The 18,556-nt window shown below is 70.1% G+C and carries 12 protein-coding genes, 1 tRNA gene and 2 pseudogenes; 7 read left to right on the top strand and 8 right to left on the bottom strand.

The window, feature by feature from the left end; translation table 11 throughout:
- The first annotated feature begins 19 nt into the window (after nt 1-19).
- Genes JX552_RS01110 through JX552_RS01095 form a run of 5 tightly spaced genes read left to right on the top strand, consistent with a single transcriptional unit; the run spans nt 20 to nt 6,255 of the window.
- Nucleotides 20-3,259 carry a PE family protein gene (locus JX552_RS01110; RefSeq protein ID WP_431195909.1) on the top strand — a complete coding sequence of 1,080 codons (3,240 nt, stop codon included), beginning with the start codon at nt 20-22 and terminating at the stop codon, nt 3,257-3,259.
- Nucleotides 3,196-3,801 carry a hypothetical protein gene (locus JX552_RS33880; protein ID WP_431195908.1) on the top strand — a complete coding sequence of 202 codons (606 nt, stop codon included), beginning with the start codon at nt 3,196-3,198 and terminating at the stop codon, nt 3,799-3,801. Before JX552_RS01110 ends, JX552_RS33880 begins: the two co-directional genes overlap by 64 nt.
- A gap of 9 nt (nt 3,802-3,810) precedes the next feature.
- Nucleotides 3,811-3,960, top strand: a complete 150-nt coding sequence (locus JX552_RS01105) for a hypothetical protein (RefSeq protein WP_205875705.1) — start codon at nt 3,811-3,813, stop codon at nt 3,958-3,960.
- Between the two features lie 58 nt (nt 3,961-4,018).
- Complete coding sequence (locus tag JX552_RS01100; protein ID WP_205875704.1) at nt 4,019-5,233, top strand: acyl-CoA dehydrogenase family protein; 1,215 nt, start codon at nt 4,019-4,021, stop codon at nt 5,231-5,233.
- On the top strand, nt 5,230-6,255 hold the full coding sequence (locus tag JX552_RS01095) for a phosphotransferase family protein (RefSeq protein WP_205875703.1): 1,026 nt from the start codon (nt 5,230-5,232) through the stop codon (nt 6,253-6,255). The genes JX552_RS01100 and JX552_RS01095 overlap by 4 nt, the downstream gene beginning before the upstream one ends.
- Nucleotide 6,256: 1 nt before the next feature.
- Here the strand turns inward: JX552_RS01095 and JX552_RS01090 are convergent, their stop codons facing one another.
- The 4 genes from JX552_RS01090 to JX552_RS01075 all read right to left on the bottom strand — a co-directional run bounded on the left by JX552_RS01090 (nt 6,257) and on the right by JX552_RS01075 (nt 10,761).
- Nucleotides 6,257-7,507, bottom strand: coding sequence for an adenylate/guanylate cyclase domain-containing protein (locus tag JX552_RS01090; RefSeq protein WP_205875702.1), 1,251 nt, complete (start codon nt 7,505-7,507; stop codon nt 6,257-6,259).
- A 29-nt stretch (nt 7,508-7,536) separates the two neighbouring features.
- Entirely contained in the window at nt 7,537-9,312 is a 1,776-nt protein-coding gene (gene selB, locus JX552_RS01085; RefSeq protein WP_241010839.1) for a selenocysteine-specific translation elongation factor, read from the bottom strand.
- 11 nt (nt 9,313-9,323) lie between these two features.
- A complete protein-coding gene (gene selA, locus JX552_RS01080; RefSeq protein ID WP_205875701.1) occupies nt 9,324-10,628 on the bottom strand; it encodes an L-seryl-tRNA(Sec) selenium transferase in 1,305 nt (434 codons plus the stop codon).
- 39 nt (nt 10,629-10,667) lie between these two features.
- Nucleotides 10,668-10,761, bottom strand: a tRNA-Sec gene (locus JX552_RS01075).
- Between the two features lie 205 nt (nt 10,762-10,966).
- Here JX552_RS01075 and selD point away from each other — a divergent pair.
- Nucleotides 10,967-11,938, top strand: a complete 972-nt coding sequence (gene selD, locus JX552_RS01070) for a selenide, water dikinase SelD (RefSeq protein ID WP_205875700.1) — start codon at nt 10,967-10,969, stop codon at nt 11,936-11,938.
- Nucleotides 11,939-11,944: 6 nt separating this feature from the next.
- Here selD and nrfD read toward each other — a convergent pair whose 3' ends face one another.
- Genes nrfD through fdh form a run of 3 tightly spaced genes read right to left on the bottom strand, consistent with a single transcriptional unit; the run spans nt 11,945 to nt 17,246 of the window.
- Nucleotides 11,945-13,018 (bottom strand): NrfD/PsrC family molybdoenzyme membrane anchor subunit, encoded by a 1,074-nt coding sequence (gene nrfD, locus JX552_RS01065; RefSeq protein ID WP_241010838.1) that lies wholly within the window; start codon nt 13,016-13,018, stop codon nt 11,945-11,947.
- Nucleotides 13,015-13,959, bottom strand: coding sequence for a 4Fe-4S dicluster domain-containing protein (locus tag JX552_RS01060; protein WP_205875698.1), 945 nt, complete (start codon nt 13,957-13,959; stop codon nt 13,015-13,017). Before JX552_RS01060 ends, nrfD begins: the two co-directional genes overlap by 4 nt.
- Nucleotides 13,959-17,246 (bottom strand): formate dehydrogenase, encoded by a 3,288-nt coding sequence (gene fdh / locus JX552_RS01055; protein WP_241010837.1) that lies wholly within the window; start codon nt 17,244-17,246, stop codon nt 13,959-13,961. The genes JX552_RS01060 and fdh overlap by 1 nt, the downstream gene beginning before the upstream one ends.
- A gap of 153 nt (nt 17,247-17,399) precedes the next feature.
- Between fdh and JX552_RS01045 the strand changes: the two are divergent.
- Nucleotides 17,400-18,094 (top strand): annotated as a pseudogene (locus JX552_RS01045) (SDR family NAD(P)-dependent oxidoreductase).
- A gap of 168 nt (nt 18,095-18,262) precedes the next feature.
- Here the strand turns inward: JX552_RS01045 and JX552_RS33875 are convergent.
- Nucleotides 18,263-18,424: pseudogene (locus JX552_RS33875) on the bottom strand (hypothetical protein); the annotation flags it as partial.
- Nucleotides 18,425-18,556: the final 132 nt, after the last annotated feature.

The raw sequence follows: 18,556 nt of genomic DNA, 5'->3' as shown, positions 1-18,556 counted from the left end.
CAAGGCGAGGCGGTGCGTGGTGTCGTTTGTGGTTGTTTCGGCGGAGTTGGTGGTGGCGGCGGCGGGGGATGTGGTGGGGATTGGTTCGGCGATTGGGGCGGCTACCGCTGCGGCGGCGGCCCCGACTACGGCGTTGGTGGCCGCCGGTGGTGATGAGGTTTCAGTGGCGATCGCGGCGCTGTTCGCTAGCCATGGCCGGCAGTATCAGGCGCTCAGCGTTCAGGCGTCGGCGTTTCATGAGCAGTTTGTGCGGGCGCTGAGCAGTGCGGGGAGCGTGTTTGCCGGTGCGGAGGCCACGAACGTGTCGTTGACGGGGCTGGCTGTCGGGGGGGCGCAGTCGCTGCTGGTGGAGCCGGTGCAACAGATCGGGCAGGGCTGGATCGCTAGTCCGCTGGGTGGGGTGCTCAATCCGGTGCTCAACGCGCCGTTCGTCGCGCTGACCGGGCGCGGGCTGATCGCGAATGGCGCCACCGGGGTGGCTGGGGTCAACGGCGGGGCCGGTGGGGCCGGTGGTTGGTTGCTGGGCAATGGCGGGACCGGCGCGGCGGCCACGGCCACCTCCGCGGCCGGTGCCGGTGGGGCTGCCGGGTTGGTGGGCAACGGGGGGCTGGGCGGGGCTGCGTTGGCCGGTTCCGGTGGGGCCGGCGGCGCGGGCGGCAACGGTGGCTGGCTGGCGGGTAACGGGGGGGCCGGGGCGCCGGGGGCGCCGTCGTTTAACCCCGCGATCCCCGGCGGCGCGGGGGGGCGGGGCGGGGACGCCGGCTGGTTCGGGCGCGGCGGTACCGGCGGGGCCGGCGGGGCCGGGGCTGCTGGGTTCGGCGGGGACTCCGGTTTGGCCGGTGGGATCGGCGGCAGTGGTGGGGGTGGCAGCAACGGCGGGGCCGGCGGGGCCGGCGGGTTGGGCGGCACGCTGGTCGGCAACGGTGGGGACGGCGGGGTCGGCGGGGCCGGTGGGGTCGGCGGGATCGGCGGGCACGGCGGGGCTGGTACTGCCGGCAGCTACGTCACCGGCAACGGCGCCGGCGGCGCGGGCGGCGGCGGTGGTGACGGCGGCGGCGGCGGCGCGGGTGGGGCTGGTGGCGCCGCCGGACAAGCTCAAGGCCTGGGTGTTGCCGGTAGCAACGGCAGCGGCGGAGCAGGTGGGGCCGGCGGTAACGCCGGAACCCCCGGTGATGGCGGCGCCGGGGCGCACGCCGATGCCACCCACGTCGACGGCGGCAACGGCGGCAACGGCGGCAATCCCGGGGCGATCGGTATCGGCGGGCACGGCGGCGGGCATGGCAGCGGCGGCAGCGGCGGGGCCGCCGGTGTCAACGGCGCCAACGGCGCCACCCCCAGCAGCGGCGGCAACGGCGGGGCCGGCGGCAACGGCGCCAACGCCACCGCCCTGACCCCGGCCGGTAACGGCGGTGGCGGCGGCAACGGCGGAACGGTGGGCAGCGGTGGGGCCGGCGGGCACGGCGGCAACGGCGCCAACGCCACCACCGCCGGCGGTGACGGCGGTGACGGCGGCAACGGCGGCAACGGCGGCAACGCCGGGGTGCACGGCCTGGCCGGCGGTAACTCCGGCAACGGCGGCAACGGCGGCAACGGCGCCAAGGGCGTCTCCACCACCAACACCGGCGCCGGTGGTGACGGCGGCAACGGCGGCAACGCCGGCAACATCGGCACCGGCGGCACCACCATCGCCACCCTCGGCCAAGCCGGCAATGGCGGCAACGGCGGCAACGGCGCCACCAACACCAGCATCGACAGCCCCGGCGGTCGGGGCGGTAACGGCGGCAACGCCGGCACCCTGGGCACCGACGGCCGCGGCGGCAACGGCGGCAACGGCGGTGAAGGCTTCAGCGTCACCGGCAACCCGGCCGGCGGCGGGGCCGGCGGTAAGGGCGGCAACGCCAGCTCCGGCGGCAGCGCCGGATACGGCGGCGACGGCGGCAACGGCGCCGCCGGCGGCGACGGCGGCAACGGCGGCAACGGCGGCAACGCCATCGCCGGCAACGCCGGGCACGGCGGGTCCGGCGGCAACGGCGGCAACGGCGGCTTCGGTTTCGGTAATGAGGACGGCGGCAACGGCGGGTCCGGCGGCAACGCCGGCACCGGCGCCACACCCGCCCACGGCGGCAACGGCGGCAACGGCGGCAACGGCGCCGCCGCCGGCACCGGCGGCAATGGCGGCAACGGCGGCAACGCCACCTCCAATAGCGCCGCCGCCGGCCACGGCGGCAACGGCGGCAACGGCGGCAACGGCGGCAACGGAATCAATAACGGCACCACCGTGATCAACGACGGAGCCGGCGGGGCTGGCGGCAATGGCGGCAACGCCGGCACCATCGGCACCCCCGCCAACGCAGGCCGCGGCGGCCACGGCGGCAACGGCGCCAACGGCAACATCAACAACAACGACAACAATGGCGGGGCCGGCGGGGCGGGCGGAACCGGCGGCAACGGCGCCGCCCACGGCCACGGCGGCAACGGCGGCAACGGCGGCAACGGCGTCGCCGGTGGCACCGGCGGAGCCGGCGGGATCGGCGGCAACGCCGGCACCAACGGAAACGGCGGAACCGGCGGCGCCGGCGGAAGCGGCACCACCGGCGCGCCAACTCACAACCCACAACCCCTCCCACCCTCCCAACAGCCCGCAGCAACCGTCGGCACTCACGGCGTTAACGCCGGCGCCCCAACGGCATCGACGGCAGCGACGGCGGCCCGGGCCACAATGGCGATACAGCGCAACCCGGCGGCGCTGGCGGCAGCGCCGGCAGCGGCAAGGTTTTGTCCGTTTCCAACGGCGGCAACGGCGGCCAGGGCGGCAACGGCGGCCCCACCAACGGCAGTGTCGCCGCCGCAGGCGGAGACGGCGGCAGCGGCGGCGACGGCCATCTCGACGGCAACGGCGGTAACGGCGGCGCCGGGGGCACCGGCGGCAGCGGCGGCGGCACCGGCGGCCAAGGTGGTCAAGGCGGCGCCGCCGGCGTCGGGGCTGGTACTGGCGGCGCTGGCGGCGACGGAGGAGACGGCGGCAGCGGCGGCGGGAACGGCGGCAACGGCGGCGACGGCGGTAGAGAAGGCGCCGGTGGCGGCACCGGCGGCAACGGCGGCAACGGGGGCTTCGGCGGCGGCAACGGCGGCAACGGCGGCAACGGCGGATTCGGCAGCGGCGCTGCCGGCACCGGCGGCAGCGGCGGCACAGGCGTGTCAGGTAGCACCGGCGGAGCCGGCGGCACCGGCGGTAACGGCGGTGCCGGCGGTACGGTGACCGGCAACGGCGGCAACGGTGGCAACGGCGGTAACGGCGGCGGCGGCGGCAACGGTGCCAGCGGCGGCAGCGGCGGGGACGGCGGCACCGGCGGTAACGGTGCCGGCGGCGGCGACACCGGTGCCCCCGGCGGCACCGGCGGGACTGGCGGCACTGGCGGCACCGGCGGCACCGGCGGCACCGGGGGCGGCGGCGGCGCCGGCGGATCGGCCGCCAATGGCGCCGGCGGAGCCGGCGGCCTCGGCGGCTCCGGCGGGACTGGCGGCACCGGCGGCACCGGCGGCACCGGGGGAAACGGCGGCAACGCGGGCATCATTACCCCGGCCACCGGAGGCTCCGGCGGGGGTCTTGGTGCCCTGGGAGGCGATGGGGGCATCGGTGGCGCCGGGGGCGGGGCCGGTGCTGGGGGCGGCGCCGGTGCCGGCGGAGCTGGGGGCGTCGGCGCAGCCGGCGTCGGTATGCCGGGCTTGTCGGGCGCGACCGGTGCAGCCGGCGTCCAGGGCACCAAAGGCGTGCCGGGCACGCCTGGATCGCCCCGATAGGCGCAGGGAATGCTGTCGCGACGAGCCTACGAGCACATGGCCCGGTTCGCCGGCACCGAGGGGGTGTTGTTCGTGTGCCGCTCCCAGGAGAAGACCAAATGTTTCGCACCGACAAGCGCCGCGACGCACGGCGATTCCTACCCGGTGGATCGTGGCTAGCGAAGCTGGCTGAGCCCCCATGACCTGATGGTCGAGTGGGTGGTGTAGGCATCTGGATATGCCCCTGTTTGATATGTCCGAGCGCGCCCAGCGGTACGAATCGGACCTGCTCGAGTTCATGGATGCGCACGTCTACCCGTCCGAGGCGGTCTATGACGAGCAGATGCGGGAGGCCGGCGATCCGCACTTCCACCCCCCGATCCTGGAAGACCTCAAGACCGAGGCGCGAAAGCGGGGGCTGTGGAACCTGTTTCACCCGCACCCCGAGTGGGGGCCCGGGCTGACCAACCTCGAGTACGCGCCGCTGGCCGAGATCATGGGCCGCAGCCACCTCGCCCCCGAGGCGTGCAACTGCAGCGCCCCGGACACCGGAAACATGGAGGTGCTGACCCTGTTCGGCACCGAAGAACACAAGGAGCGTTACCTCAAGCCGTTGCTGGACGGCAAGATCCGCTCGGCGTTCGCGATGACCGAGCCGGCGGTCGCCAGCTCGGATGCCACCAATGTCGAGATGTCCATGGTCCGCGACGGTGACGACTACGTCCTGAACGGGCGAAAATGGTTCGCCTCCAACGGAATGCACCGTAACTGCAAGGTGCTGATCGTGATGGGCAAGACCGACCCGAACGCGGCACCGCACCGTCAGCAGTCGATGCTGGTGGTGCCGATTGACGCCCCCGGCATCACGGTGCGGCGCAACCTGCCGGTCTTCGGCTACCAGGACCGCGAGGGCCATGCGGAGATCGACTTCGAGGACGTAAGGGTGCCGTCGAAGGACGTGCTCAAGGGCGAGGGCGAGGGCTTCGCGATCAGCCAGGCCCGGCTGGGTCCGGGCCGCATCCACCACTGCATGCGGGCCATCGGCATGGCTGAGCGGGCGCTGGAGCTGCTGTGCAGGCGCGCGGAGTCCCGGGTTGCCTTCGGCAAGCCGATCAGCGCCAACGCCAACATCCGAGACTGGATCGCCGAGTCCCGCATCGACATCGAGATGATCCGGCTGCTGACCATGAAGGCCGCGTACCTGATGGACACGGTCGGCAACAAAGAGGCCAGGACCGAGATCGCGGCCATCAAGGTCGCGGCCCCCAATATCGCGCTCAAGATCGTCGACCGCGCCATCCAGGTGCACGGCGGCGGTGGCGTCACCGACGACTTTCCCCTGGCTATGGCATGGGCGCACCTGCGCACCCTGCGGCTGGCCGACGGTCCCGACGAGGTGCACAAGCGCGCCATCGCTAGCCAGGAACTGCGTAAGTACCGGGCACCCAGGTGACGGTGGTCGGCCTCGACCCGGACGCGATCGCGCGGTGGCTCACGACGCTGGGGATCGGGTTCGAGGAACCGCTGCAATTCCAACGGATCGGGCTCGGGCAGTCGAATCTGACATACCGGGTCAGCGACGCCGCGGGCCGCGCCTGGGTGTTGCGCCGACCGCCCCTGGGGCATCTGCTGGCCTCGGCGCATGACGTGCTGCGGGAAGCCCGCATCGTCGCGGCCCTGGCCGAGACACCGGTTCCAGTACCTCAAATTCTGGCCACCACAACCGATTCCGAGTTCTGCGACGCGCCGCTGGTGTTGATGAGTTTCGTCGACGGGCTGGTGGTCGACACGATGAGGGTCGCCGGAGCGCTGACACCGCGGCAACGGCACCAGATCGCCGTGGACCTGCCACGCACCCTGGCCAAGATCCACGCCGTCAACCTCGACGAGGTGGGACTTGCCGACCTGGCCAGCCACAAGCCGTATGCGCAGCGGCAGCTCAAACGCTGGGCCGGCCAGTGGGAGCTGTCGAAAACCCGCGAACTCCCCGCCCTCGACGACCTCACCCGCCGACTGGCCGCCGCCGCGCCCGAGCAGCGTGAGATCAGCCTGGTGCACGGCGACTTTCACCTGCGCAACCTGATCACGTCACCGGATACCGGCGAGATCGTGGCGACGCTGGATTGGGAACTGTCCACGCTGGGCGATCCGCTGGCCGACATGGGCAGCCTGCTCACCTACTGGGTCGAGCCGGATGAGGCGCTCAACGGTGACTACGCGCCGTCGACGTTGGCGGGGTTCCCGAATCGGGCGGAAATGACAAGGTTGTATCTGGACGAGACGGGGCGCGACGCCGCCGCGTTGCAGTACTGGCACGCGCTGGGACTGTGGAAGCTGGCGATCATCGGCGAGGGCGTCATGCGCCGGGCCAGGGACGAACCTCAGAACAAGGCATCGGCCGGGACTCCGGTCGTCGCCTGGATCGATGCCCGGGTCCAGAAGGCGCGCGAAATCGCAGACGCGGCCGGGATTTAACTCAACGGCGCCTGGCGACGAGGTACCAGGTGTGCATCACGCCCTTGCCTTTGACGTCGATGTCGCCGCGCTCCTCGAACACGAAATGTTCCTTGAGTCGGTCATAGACGTTCTGCGGCACCTGAATCCGCCCCTCGACATCGGTGGTCTCCATCCGGGCCGCGACGTTCACGGCATCGCCCCACACGTCGTAGAAGAACTTGCGCGCCCCCACCACGCCGGCAACCACGGGACCGACGGCCAGGCCGATCCGCAACGGAACCGCTCGGCCGCGTGGGTCTTTGAGATCCGCAACCGCCTCCGCCATATCCAGTGCCAGCCTCGCCAGCGCCTCGAGGTGGTCCGGGCGCGGATCCGGCACGCCGCTGACGACCATGTACGAATCGCCACTGGTCTTGATCTTCTCCAGGGCGTGCCGGTCCACCAGGGCGTCCAGTTTGGTGTAGAGCTCATCCAGGAACCGGACCAGGTCGGTGGGTGCGGTGTCGCTCGCCCGACTCGTGAAACCGGCGATGTCGGCGAACAACACAGAAGCGTCGTCGTACTTGTCGGCGATGACGGTTCGGGACGGATCCTTCAACCGCTCGGCGACTTTCGCCGGGAGTATGTTGGCGAGCAACGACTCCGAGCGCTGATACTCAGCTTCGATCACCCGTTCGGCACGGGTGATTTCACGCAGCGCCGACCATACGATCGCCATCACCATGAGCCAGGAGATGACCACCGATACGATGTAGCTCAACGTGTAGGCCCAATCCGGTTGCACGCCCGTTCTTTCGGGAACCGTCAGCTGCAATGCGACTGTCAGCACCGCACCTACGGCAGCCATCACCGATGCCAGACCGAGATGGTCGATGCCCAGGACCAGCACGACAATCGACGCACCCACCAGGTAGTAGAACTGGATTCCGGTTCCGGTGCCGATGCGTAAGCACAGCACCGTGATCAACACGTACGCCGCGATCATGAAAACCATTGGCGCGAAGAGTTCCCCGTAGCGGTACAACAGCGGGATACTCAGGTAGATCACAGTGCTGACGGCACTGAGCGCGGCGATAGAAGCTTCGTTGTGCCCGGCGAAGATTGCAAGAAGCGTGTAGAACCCGCTCACGAGCGCGGCGATTCGGGTGGCCCTGACGAGGACTCGCTTCTGCCGGGTAACGCTCTTGGGATAACTCACGTTGCGTGGCGGCATGCGGCGGCGTCGACTCGTGACCGGCACCGCCGCCGCTGAACGCGCTTCGAGCGCCATGCGTGCAGAATAGCCGGGCGGCGCAGGCGTCAACGCACGACTTCGCGGTGACCCGCATCGAGCCGGCGGGTCCAGCCGCGTGCATCGAGGTGTTCGAGTAGCGGAATCGCGACCCGCCGGGTGGTGTTAAGCACCTGGCGCGCTTGACTTGTGGTGAAGGGCTGGTCGAGCGTGGCAAGAGCGCGCATCGCCAGCGCGGGTGAATCCGGCAGCAGCACCACGCCGTCGCGCAACCTCAGCAGCCGCCCGGCGCGTTCGGCGGCCGCCAGTTCCCGGGTGCCGAGCTTCAGCGCCTGCAGTTCGTAGGCTTCGGGTGCCCGGAACGGCTCGGCTCGCAGCCTGGTCTCCAACTCGCTCACCGACGCTTCGGCGCCGCCTGGGAGGCTGCGCGCACCGGGCACCCGGATGCTGCCCCCCTGCTGCTCGAGGCCGGCAGCACGGACGACGTCATCGAGCAGGTTTTCGTCCGGCAGCGCCAGCAGATCACGGGCGGCACCTCGGGACATGCCGTCCACCAAGGGGTCTCGCGCGTGCAACTCCTCAATGGCAGTCCGGAGCCGCTGCTGCCACGCCTGGTGTGTCGGGCGGTGCACCCACCAACCGTCGAAAACCAGTATCGGCGCGGGCACGGTATGCGGCAGCAGTCCCAGGCGGAGCAGCTGAGTCTCCCGCACCGCTCCACGGCGCTCGACCTCAGCCTCGACATCGCCGCCCGGCCCCGACTGCGCCAGGGCGGCGGCGCGGCGGGCGCTGTCGCCGCGCCGGCGCAAAGCGGGCGGTTCGGCATCGAGCACCTGCGCGCCACCGAGCACCCGTGCGCTGCCGGGGTCACGCAGCACCAGCCGGTCACCGAGCACCAGCGGCAGCCATCGGTCCAGGGTGAGCCGGCCATGATCGTCGTCGAACGGCCGCAGCCGCACCGGCACGGCGGCCGTGCCGACATGGGCGACGAGATGCGTCGGCGTCTCGTTCCACGACCCGCCGAAGGTGCGCCGCACGTCGAGCAGCCGGGTGTGCGGCCACGCGTCCGGGGTGATCAGCGGGTCGCCACGGCGGACGGCGTCGCGCGCTACGCCGCGCAGGTTCAGCGCCACTCGCGCCACCGGTCCGAGTGTGGGGTAGGGCTGCCCACAGCTCTGCAACCCGCGGATCGTCGCCGACCTGGTGCGCGACGCGCCCAACAGTTCCAGTCGGTCACCGACGGCCAGCGTTCCCGCCGGCAGCGTGCCAGTCACCACGGTGCCGGCGCCGGTGATGGTGAAGGAACGGTCCACCCACAGCCGCACCCGGGCAGTGGTCTCCGGCGCGGGGACCTGCGCCAGGACTCCGTCAAGGGCGGCGCGCAACTCGGCGAGCCCGGTGCCCTCGACGGCCGACACGATGACGCCCGGCGCGCTGCGTAAGCCCGTTTCGGCCAACTCGGCCCGGGCCTGCGCCAGCACCTCGGCGCCGCGCTCCGGCGCCCGGTCGGCGCGGGTGATCACGATGAGGCCGTGCCGAATGCCCAGCGCCGCAACGGCATCGCGGTGGTCATCGGACTGCGCCTGCCAGCCCTCGTCGGCAGCGACGACGAAACACACCACCGGTGCCGGGCCGAGGCCGGCCAGCGTGTTGCTCAGGAATCGGTGGTGGCCGGGTACGTCGACGAAGGCGACTTTGCGGCCGGACGGCAGGGTGGTCCAGGCGAAGCCGAGGTCGATGGTCAGGCCACGGCGCCGCTCCTCCTCCCAGCGGTCGGGCTCCATGCCGGTAAGCGCGTGGATGAGGGTGCTCTTGCCGTGGTCCACGTGGCCTGCGGTGGCCACGACGTGAGTGCTCAGGGCTGTCCCAGCGCCGAGCGTACGGCGGCCAGCACGCGGTCGTCGTCGGCCTCGGGAATGCAGCGCAGGTCCAGTAGGCAGGCGCCGTCGTGAACTCGGGGCAGCACCGCGGGTTCGCCGACCCGCAGCAGCGCGGCGGTCGACTCGGGCAGGCGGACCGCCCACCCCGGCAGCGGCACGCCGGGGGCACCCCCGCCGCCCACCCGGCCGTCGTGGGCCACCACCGTCGCCCCGACGGCCTCTGCCAGCCGCTGCGCCCGGGAACGCAACCGGTCGTTGTCGGCGTGCAGCGCCGCGGTCACCGGGGAGCCGCCGGCGCGCACCGTCGCCTCGAGGGCGGCCAGGGTGAGTTTGTCGGCTCGGACGGCCCGGGCCAGCGGATGCCGCGCGAGCACGGTGATTAGCTCGGCGCGGCCGAGGATGATGCCGGCCTGTGGTCCGCCGAGCAGTTTGTCGCCGCTCGCGATGACGAGGTCGGCGCCCTCGGTGAGCGCGCCGGCGGCGTCGGGCTCCTCGGGCAGCAGCGGGTCCGGCTCGAGTAACCCGCTACCGAGGTCGGCGATCAACGGGATCTGCTGGTTCGTGGTCAGGGTGTGCAGGTCGGTGAGGGAAGCGGCGGCCGTGAACCCTTCCACGCGGAAGTTGCTCTGGTGCACCTTGAGCACGCAGCCGGTTTCCGGACTCAGCGCTGCCTCGTAGTCGCGCGGATGGGTGCGGTTGGTGGTTCCGACTTCGCGCAGTCGCGCTCCGGTGGAGGCGATCAAATCGGGCAGCCGGAAGCCGGCGCCGATCTCGATGAGCTCCCCGCGGCTGATGATCACTTCCTTGCCGGCGGCCAGCGCGGTGGTCGCCAGAACCAGGGCGGCGGCGCCGTTGTTGACGACGAGGGCATCCTCGGCTGCCGGGCACGCGTCGAGCAGTGTCTCCCGCAGTGCGACACCGCGCTTGGAGCGGGTGCCGGTGGTGAGGTCGAGTTCGACGTCGACGTAGCCGCCGGCCGTGATCAGAGCCGCTACCGCGCCCGCGGCCAACGGAGCGCGGCCGAGATTGGTGTGCACGACGACGCCGGTGGCGTTGAGCACCGGCCGCAACGAGGTGGTGGCCTGGGCGGCCAGGGCCTGTTCGAGGGCCTCTGGTACCCGGTCGGGCCCCAGATCGCCGCGGCGGGCCTGCTCCTGGATGTCGCGAATCGTTGCGCGAATCGCCTTGTCGCCCAGCCTTTCTCGCTGCTCCTGCACAGCAGGACGGGCCAACAACTGATCGGTGCGCGGAATCAATCGGCGCGGGTCGACCTGCGTCACGTGACCTCTCTCGGTGGGCTTTCACTCTTTGAAGCAAAAGCGGAGGCGGACGGGAATCGAACCCGCCAGACCGAGATGCTCGATCTCACCGGTTTTGAAGACCGGGGGGACCACCAGGAACCCAAACGCCTCCCCGGTAAACGTACCGGGTGGGTGCGGTGGCGTTGCCGCGCTGAGGTGGGCGGTTCGCGCGTCGACTGAGCCGGGGATTGTCGCTGGCCAGTGTGACGGACATGAACAGGCACTGCTGCCCCAGCAGCTCTGGAGATCGGGGCATTCGGTCTGCCAACCTTGCAGCGACACCAGGTAGCGCCACGCGGGCCACGTACGCTCGGGCCATGACGCGGCTCACCGGCTACGCGCACGGCGGGGGCTGTGCCTGCAAAATCCCACCCGGCGAACTCGAGGAGGCGGTGCGCGGGCTGACCGGCCAGTCCGGGCCCGATGTGCTGGTCGGCCTCGACGACGGTGACGACGCGGCCGCTGTCCTGGTCGGCGACCTGGCGGTGCTGTCCACCGCGGACTTCTTCACCCCGGTCGTCGACGACGCCTACGACTGGGGGCGCATCGCCGCCGCCAACGCGCTGTCCGACATCTACGCGATGGGCGGGCGCCCGGTGGTCGCAATCAACCTCGTCGGGTGGCCACGCGACACCCTGCCGCTGGAATTGATGACGGAGGTGCTGCGCGGCGGGCTGGCGGTGGCCTCGCAGGCCGGCTGCCCGGTCATCGGCGGCCACTCCATCGACGACCCGGAACCCAAGTACGGGATGGCCGTCACCGGCGTGGCCGACCCCACGAAATTGCTCCGCAACGACGCAGCCGAGCCGGGTCTGCCGCTGACCCTCACCAAACCGCTGGGCGTCGGCCTGCTCAACAACCGGCACAAGCAGACCGGTGAGATCTGCCCGGAGTCAATCGACCTCATGACCCGGCTCAACCGCGATGCGTCCGAGGCGGCACTCAGGGCTGGCGTCCGAGCGGCCACCGACGTCACCGGATTCGGGCTGCTGGGGCATCTGCACAAAATGTGCCGGGCCTCCGGCGTCGGCGCCGTCCTCGACCGCGCCGCGGTGCCCGTGCTCGAGGCGGCCCGCGCAGCCCTGGACGACGGGTTCGTCTCGGGCGGCACCCGGCGCAATCTCGACTGGGTGCGGCCCCACCTGCGAACCGCCTCGGATGTCATCGAAGACGACCTGCTGCTGCTGGCCGACGCCCAAACCTCCGGCGGGCTGTTGGTGGTCGGCGAGCTACCGGGTTACCCGGTCATCGGCCACACCGTGGCGGGCAGCGGTATCGAAATCCGGTAACCGGCTTCAACCAGCACTGGTGATCGAGTCGTCGGTGAGCCCAGCAGCCCGACGCTTCGCCAACCGGCGCTTCTGCGGCTCGATCGTGTAGCGGGGATCGCGCGCCGATTCCAGGCCGGCTTCGAAGAATCCGAACCGCAACATCGCCGACGCCGTCAGTAGTGCCACACCGGAGAGGGCGGCCACACCGCGGCGCCCGCCTCCGAGGAGAGCGCCCAGACCGCCGGCGGCGGCGAGTATTTCACTGCACTGCAGCAGTCGGCCGGGTCTGCCCTGGTGCAGCGGTTCTCTCGTCACCGGGTCCATCCGGTACTCCGTGACCCGGGCGGAGATCAGGTCGCTCACCGCGCCGATGACAGCCAACCGGCGGGCCGGCCCGGCTTCGGCGACCGGGGTGGTGATCATCGCCAGACCCGATGCGGCCAGGCTCGCGGAGCTGACGAAGACGAAAGGCAGGTCCTTGTGGGCGGCGTTCCACGTCGGGGTTGCGGTGTCGGACAACAACACTGCTGTGTACACCGCCAGTGGCGGAGCGAACAGGGCGGCCTCCAGACCGGCCGGTCCCTCCATGGCGCGCAGCACGGGCCGCAGCGGACCGAGGGGCAGGCGCTCGCCGGTCATCCGGTCGACCTCGGACGCCGCGGCCACCCCGATGCCCGCGCTGAAGAAGCTGAGAATCCAGGAGCCGACGCTCATGGGTGAGGTCAGCTTGAAGGTGCGCAACATGTTGACGAACCGTTCGGGCCGGCCCAAGTCCATGACCAGCGCGACCGCGCCCAGCATCACCGCACCCAGCGCGGCGAGCCTGGTGTTGCGGCGCAACACTTTTCGTCCGGTCAGCTGAGCACCGGCGGCCAACAGGCCGGATCCGCCGGCCACCCCGCCGAGGAACAGATACGCGGCGACCTCGTGACCCCAGGGCGCCGGCTTGACCACCGGGCGCCCGTAATAGGACGAGAACTCCGCATCCGGCACCATCAACGACTCGTCGCGACGGCGCCGCTTACCGTCGCCGCCCCGGTGGCGCTTGCCACCCGAGCCCGACGGCGGCCGCAGGCTGTCGTACTCGGAGGTGCTCACCGGCCCCGCCAAAAGGCCAGCGCGCCGGCGGCGAACATCCCCGCGGCGGCCACCCCGGCCCGCTTGAACATGGTCATCAGATCCGCCGTGCATACCCGCGGGTCCGGCGGCAGCCCGTACACCTCGGGCTCGTCGAGGAGCAGGAAGACCGAGCCGGTGCCACCGACGCCATCGTGCTCGTTGGCGCCGTAGAGGCGCGCTTCGGTCATGCCCTCGGCGTGCAGCGCGGCGACCCGGTCGCGGGCCTGGGCGACGAGATCGTCGTGGTCGCCGAACTTGATCGATGTGGTCGGACAGGTCTGGGCGCACGCGGGCGTCTGGTCTGCGAGCAGCCGGTCATAGCAGAGCGTGCATTTTTGGGCCACTCCCGTCACGAAGCCATGTTCGGGACGTTCTGACCGCTTCGCCGGGGTCGCGTAGGTGCCATCGCTGCGGCGCTCCACGACACCGAACGGACAGCCGGCCACACAGGTACCGCACCCGTTGCAGACATCGTCCTGCACCACGACGGTGCCGAATTCGGTGCGGAACAGCGCGCCCGTCGGGCAGACGTCAAGGCAGCCGGCGTGGGTGCAGTGCTTGCACACGTCCGAGGCCATCAGCCAGCGGAACTCGGGCGTATCGGGTGGAGTGGTGTCCAGGGCTTCGGGGGCCCCGGCCACGGACGGCATGCCCAGGCCCACCAGGGCACGCCCTGATTCACGGGCCTGCTCGATGCGCTCCGAGCCTTGTTCGATGAACGCGACGTGCCGCCAGGTGCTGGCGCCCAGGTGTCCGGTGTTGTCGTAGGACGAGCCCAGTATCTCCAGGTCACCGTCGCGCGGGTTGCGGTTCCACTCCTTGCAGGCCACCTCGCATGCCTTACAGCCGATGCAGATGGAGGTATCGGTGAAAAAGCCCTTGCGCGGCTTCGGATCCGGCCAACCCTCGCGCTGCGCCATCAGCCCTCCCGTCGCGGAATGTGTGGTTCGGACGTCGTCAAGCGGACATTGTCCGTCTCGACGGTTACCCCCGCACGCGACTGGTACTCCTCGATCAGGCGCAACAACTCGTCCCCCTGTGGCCGCCGGCCCGGGCGGATGTCACAGGATCCGGTCTTGGACTCCTGAATCTGCACGTTCGGGTCCAGCACCACCCCGAGCAGGTCGTTGGCCGCGTCGCCGCTCACCACGGCGTCGCTGCCCACACCCCAGTGGTACGGCAACCCGATCTGGTGGATGGTGTGCCCGCCGATCACCAGCGGTCGCATCCGTTCGGTGACGAGCACCTTGGCCTCGATCGCCGCCCGCGGCGACACGATCGTCGCCCAGCCGTAGGGCTCCAGGCCGCGTTCGGCGGCCAGCTCCGGGGACACCTCGCAGAACATCTCCGGCTGCAGCTCGGCCAGGTACGGCAACCAGCGGCTCATCCCGCCCGCGGTGTGGTGTTCGGTGAGCCGATAGGTGGTGAACACGTAGGGGTACACGTCGTCGCCGGCCTCGCCGGCACTGGGTGCAAACAGATTGTCTTTGCGCGGGAACATGATTCGCGACGGGCTCTGCTGCTGCGGGTACAGCGCATTGGCCACCGGCGACTCCTGCGGCTCGTAGTGCGTGGGCAACGGTCCGTCCACGAGGCCCTTGGGCGCGAACAGCCACGCCTTACCGTCGGCCTGCATGATGAACGGGTCATCGCCGGCCAATGCGTCCGGCCCGCCGACGTCCGGATCGGGGCGAACCTCGGGGGCGCGGTCGACGGGGAAGTCGGGCACGTCATCCCCCACCCAGCGCCGGTGCTGAGCGTCCCACCAGATGTAGCGTTTGCGCTCGCTCCACGGGTTGCCGTCCGGATCGGCCGAAGCGCGGTTGTAGAGGATGCGCCGGTCGGCCGGCCAGGCCCAGCCCCATTCCGACTGACTCGGACTCGGGCCGCCGAGCGGTACCCGGCGCGCGGCCTGGTTGACCCCGTCGGCGTATACCCCCGAGTAGATCCAGCATCCGCAGGCCGTCGATCCGTCGGCGGCCAGTTCGGTGTAACCCGGTACCGGCTGACCCGCCTTTGGCCCGGTCAGGTAGCAGCCGCTGATCTCGGCCAGCACCGCCGTGGAGTCTGGTTCGCCGTGTTCGTCGGTGGGGTAGTCCCAGGTCAGATCGAGCAGCGGGCGGTCACGCTCGTCGGTCGAGCCGGCCAGTCGCTGCCTGATGCGCTTGCCCAGCTCGACGAAGAACTGCAGTTCGCTCTGGCAGTCACCGGGCGGCTGGACGGCCTGGTGCCGCCACTGCACCAACCGTTGGGTCTGGGTGAACGAGCCTGCCTTCTCGACATGGGTGGCCGCCGGGAAGAAGAACACCTCGGTGTCGATCTCTTCGGTCTTGAGTTCGCCGGAGGCGATCTCGGGGCCGTCCTTCCAGAAGGTGGCCGACTCGATCAAATTCAGGTCGCGCACCACCAGCCACTTCAGGTGCGACATGCCCATACGCTGCATGCGGCCGTGCGCCGATCCGACGGCAGGGTTCTGGCCCAGCAGGAAGTAGCCGTCGACCTCGTCTTCGAGCATCGACATGACCGTTTGATAGGTGCCGTGCGGGCCGGACAGGCGCGGCAGGTAGTCGTAGGCCCAGTCGTTGTCTTCGCGGGCGGCATCGCCCCACCATGCCTTGAGCAGGCTCACCATGTAGCTGTCGGCGTTGGCCCAGAAGCCCTTCTGGTTCTTCGGGCCGACCGCCTCGATGTACTGCTGGTAGGTGTCGTGCACGCCGGCCTTCGGCATGGACAGGTAGCCGGGCAGCAGGTTGAACAACGTGGGGATGTCGGTGGAGCCCTGGATGGTGGCGTGCCCGCGCAGCGCCATGATGCCGCCGCCGGGCCGCCCGATGTTGCCCAGCAACAGCTGCAGAATCGTTGCGGTGCGGATGAATTGGGCTCCGAGCGTGTGCTGGGTCCAGCCCACCGCGTAAGCGAAGCAGGTGGTGCGTTCGCGGCCGGAGTTTTCGGTGACGGCACGGGCGAGGTAGTCGAAGTCCTCGACACTGATCCCACAGACGTCGCGCACCATCTCCGGGGTGTAGCGCGCGTAGTGCCGCTTGAGAATCTGGAACACCGAGCGCGGGTGCTGCAATGTCTCGTCGCGCTGGACGCGGGCGTGCGGCAACGGCGGGCCGCCGCTGCCGTGCGCATCACCCGCGGCGCGGGCCGACGCGCTGGCCCCGTGTTCGGGATCATCGGCGCCTTCTTGTCCCGCGTACGCCCACGTGGAGATGTCGTACTGGCCCGTCTCCGGATCGAAGCCGGAGAACAGCCCGCCCAAATCCTCGCTGTCACGGTAGTTTTCGTTGATCAAGGTGGCGGCGTTGGTGTAGGCCAGCACGTATTCCCTGAACCAGAGGTCGTGGGCGATCACGTAGTTGATCAACGCGCCGAGCAGCACAACATCGGATCCCGCCCGGATCGGGATGTGTTTGTTGGACACGGCCGAGGTGCGGGTGAAGCGTGGGTCGACGTGAATCAGCTTGGCGCCGCGGGCCTTAGCCTCTTCCACCCACTGGAAGCCGACGGGGTGGCACTCGGCCATGTTGGAGCCCTGTATGACAATGCAGTCCGCATTGGCCATGTCTTGCAGTGATTGGGTGGCGCCGCCGCGCCCGAGGGAGGTTCCCAGACCGGGAACCGTGGCGGAGTGTCAAATACGGGCTTGGTTTTCGATCTGGATCGCGCCTGCGGCGGTGAAGAGTTTCTTGATGATGTAGTTCTCTTCGTTGTCCAGCGTGGCGCCGCCCAACGCGGCGATCTTCATGGTGCGCCGGAGTGGATGACCGTGCTTGTCGATGTCCTGCCAGGCGTGCCGGCGAGCTTCGACGAATCGGTCGGCGACCATGTCGATCGCCCGGTCGAGCTCAAGCGGTTTCCATTCGGTGGCGCCGGGCGCGCGGTAGAGGACCTTCATCTGCCGGCCCGGGGAGTTGACGAGTTGTTCGCTGGCCGAGCCTTTGGGGCACAGCCGGCCGCGGGATATCGGCGAGTCGGGGTCACCCTCGATCTGCACGACCCTCTCGTCCTTGACGTAGACCTTCTGCCCACAGCCAACCGCACAGTACGGGCAGATGCTCTGCACCACCCGGTCGGCGGTCGTGGTGCGCGGGGTGATGGCGCGGGTGTGCTTGGAGGTCACCGCCAGACCGCGGCCAAGTCCGTCCCCGGACCTCAATTGCCGGACGACGGGCCATTCCAGGAAAAGTCGGGCGAGTCCCATATTCGCAGACTAGTGCGTCAATAAAAGGCCTGCGAGACTGCCAGGTGAGTCGGCTTCCAGTGGCCGGCTTCAGGGAGGGCAGCGGTGACAGAAGGACGCCTGGCGGGCAAGGTGGCGATCATAACCGGAGCCAGCGCCGGTCTCGGGCGAACCATGGGCGCCACCTTCACCCGGGAAGGCGCCCGGGTCATGCTGGCGGCCCGGCGCGAAGAACTGGTGCGCGAGGCTGCGAAGGAGGCCGGTCCGAACGCCATCGCCGTTCGCGCGGACGTCACCAGTGAAGACGACGTGACAGCACTGGTGTCCCGCACCGTGGAGGCATTCGGACACGTTGACATCCTCTGCAACAGTGCCGCGGCGCCGGGCCAGGACAAGTGGGTGTGGGAGCAGACGCTCGACAACTGGAACTCAACCATCGCCATCGACGTCACGGCCGCGATGCTGTGCACAAAACACGTTCTGCTGCAGTCGATGCTGCAGCGCCGATCCGGCGTCATCCTCAATTTCTCCTCCACGGCGTCCCTCACTACGTCACCGCCAAGGCGTCGTTGCGCGCCTTCACCAAGGCAGTGGCACTCGAGGTGGGGCCGCACGGCATCCGGTGCAATTGCATCGTGCCCGGCAGCATAGACACCGATCTGTACCGCAACTGGGTGGAGCGGATTGCGCGCGAGGAAGGGGTGGACGGCGCGGTGGTCCGGGAACGATCCCTCAAAGCCGTTGCATTACATGCAATTTCGACGACCGACGATGTCGCCAATCTGGCCTTGTTTCTGGCCAGCGACGAAAGCCGGACCATCACCGGCCAGTCCATTCCGGTCGACGCCGGGGGCTACATGCAAGGCTGACGGTCCGGGCCGGTCGCTCAGCTCAAGCCTGTCGCAGCAACATCGCGGTCGTACCGCTGTTGGCTGCCCCCACGCCGACGGCGGCCAGCCCGGCTCCGTCGACCTGGCGCGCCCCGGCCTCCCCCGGATCTGCAGACAAGCTTCATGGAGATGCCCGAAAACGTGCAGACGGCCGCCGGACAGTTGCCCGCCCGCGGTGTTGATCGGCAGTTCACCGCCCAGCGAGATGCGCGCCGGATCGGCTATCCACGAACCGGATTCGCCGACGGGGCAGATGCTCCGCACCGCCCAGTCGGCGGTCGTGGTGCGCGGAGTGATGGCCGCGGGCATGCTTGGAGGTCACCGCCGGACCGCGGCCGCGTCCATCCCCGGACCACAATTCCAGACGACGGGCCATTCCAGGGATAGTCACGACACGCGGCTCTTGGGAGCCATCTGCAACGACTAGTGCTCGCAACCATA

Source organism: Mycobacterium gordonae (genome assembly GCF_017086405.1).
GTDB lineage: Bacteria > Actinomycetota > Actinomycetes > Mycobacteriales > Mycobacteriaceae > Mycobacterium > Mycobacterium gordonae_D.
Note: the sequence above shows the minus strand (reverse complement) of the source record. Positions and strands in the feature narration are given on the sequence as shown.

Excerpts from the sequence above, each read along its gene's own strand:
- JX552_RS01105 (WP_205875705.1), top strand. The coding sequence starts at position 3,811 with ATGCTGTCGCGACGAGCCTACGAGCACATGGCCCGGTTCGCCGGCACC.
- JX552_RS01100 (WP_205875704.1), top strand. The coding sequence starts at position 4,019 with ATGCCCCTGTTTGATATGTCCGAGCGCGCCCAGCGGTACGAATCGGAC.
- JX552_RS01090 (WP_205875702.1), bottom strand. The coding sequence starts at position 7,507 with ATGGCGCTCGAAGCGCGTTCAGCGGCGGCGGTGCCGGTCACGAGTCGA.
- selD (WP_205875700.1), top strand. The coding sequence starts at position 10,967 with ATGACGCGGCTCACCGGCTACGCGCACGGCGGGGGCTGTGCCTGCAAA.
- JX552_RS01060 (WP_205875698.1), bottom strand. The coding sequence starts at position 13,959 with ATGGCGCAGCGCGAGGGTTGGCCGGATCCGAAGCCGCGCAAGGGCTTT.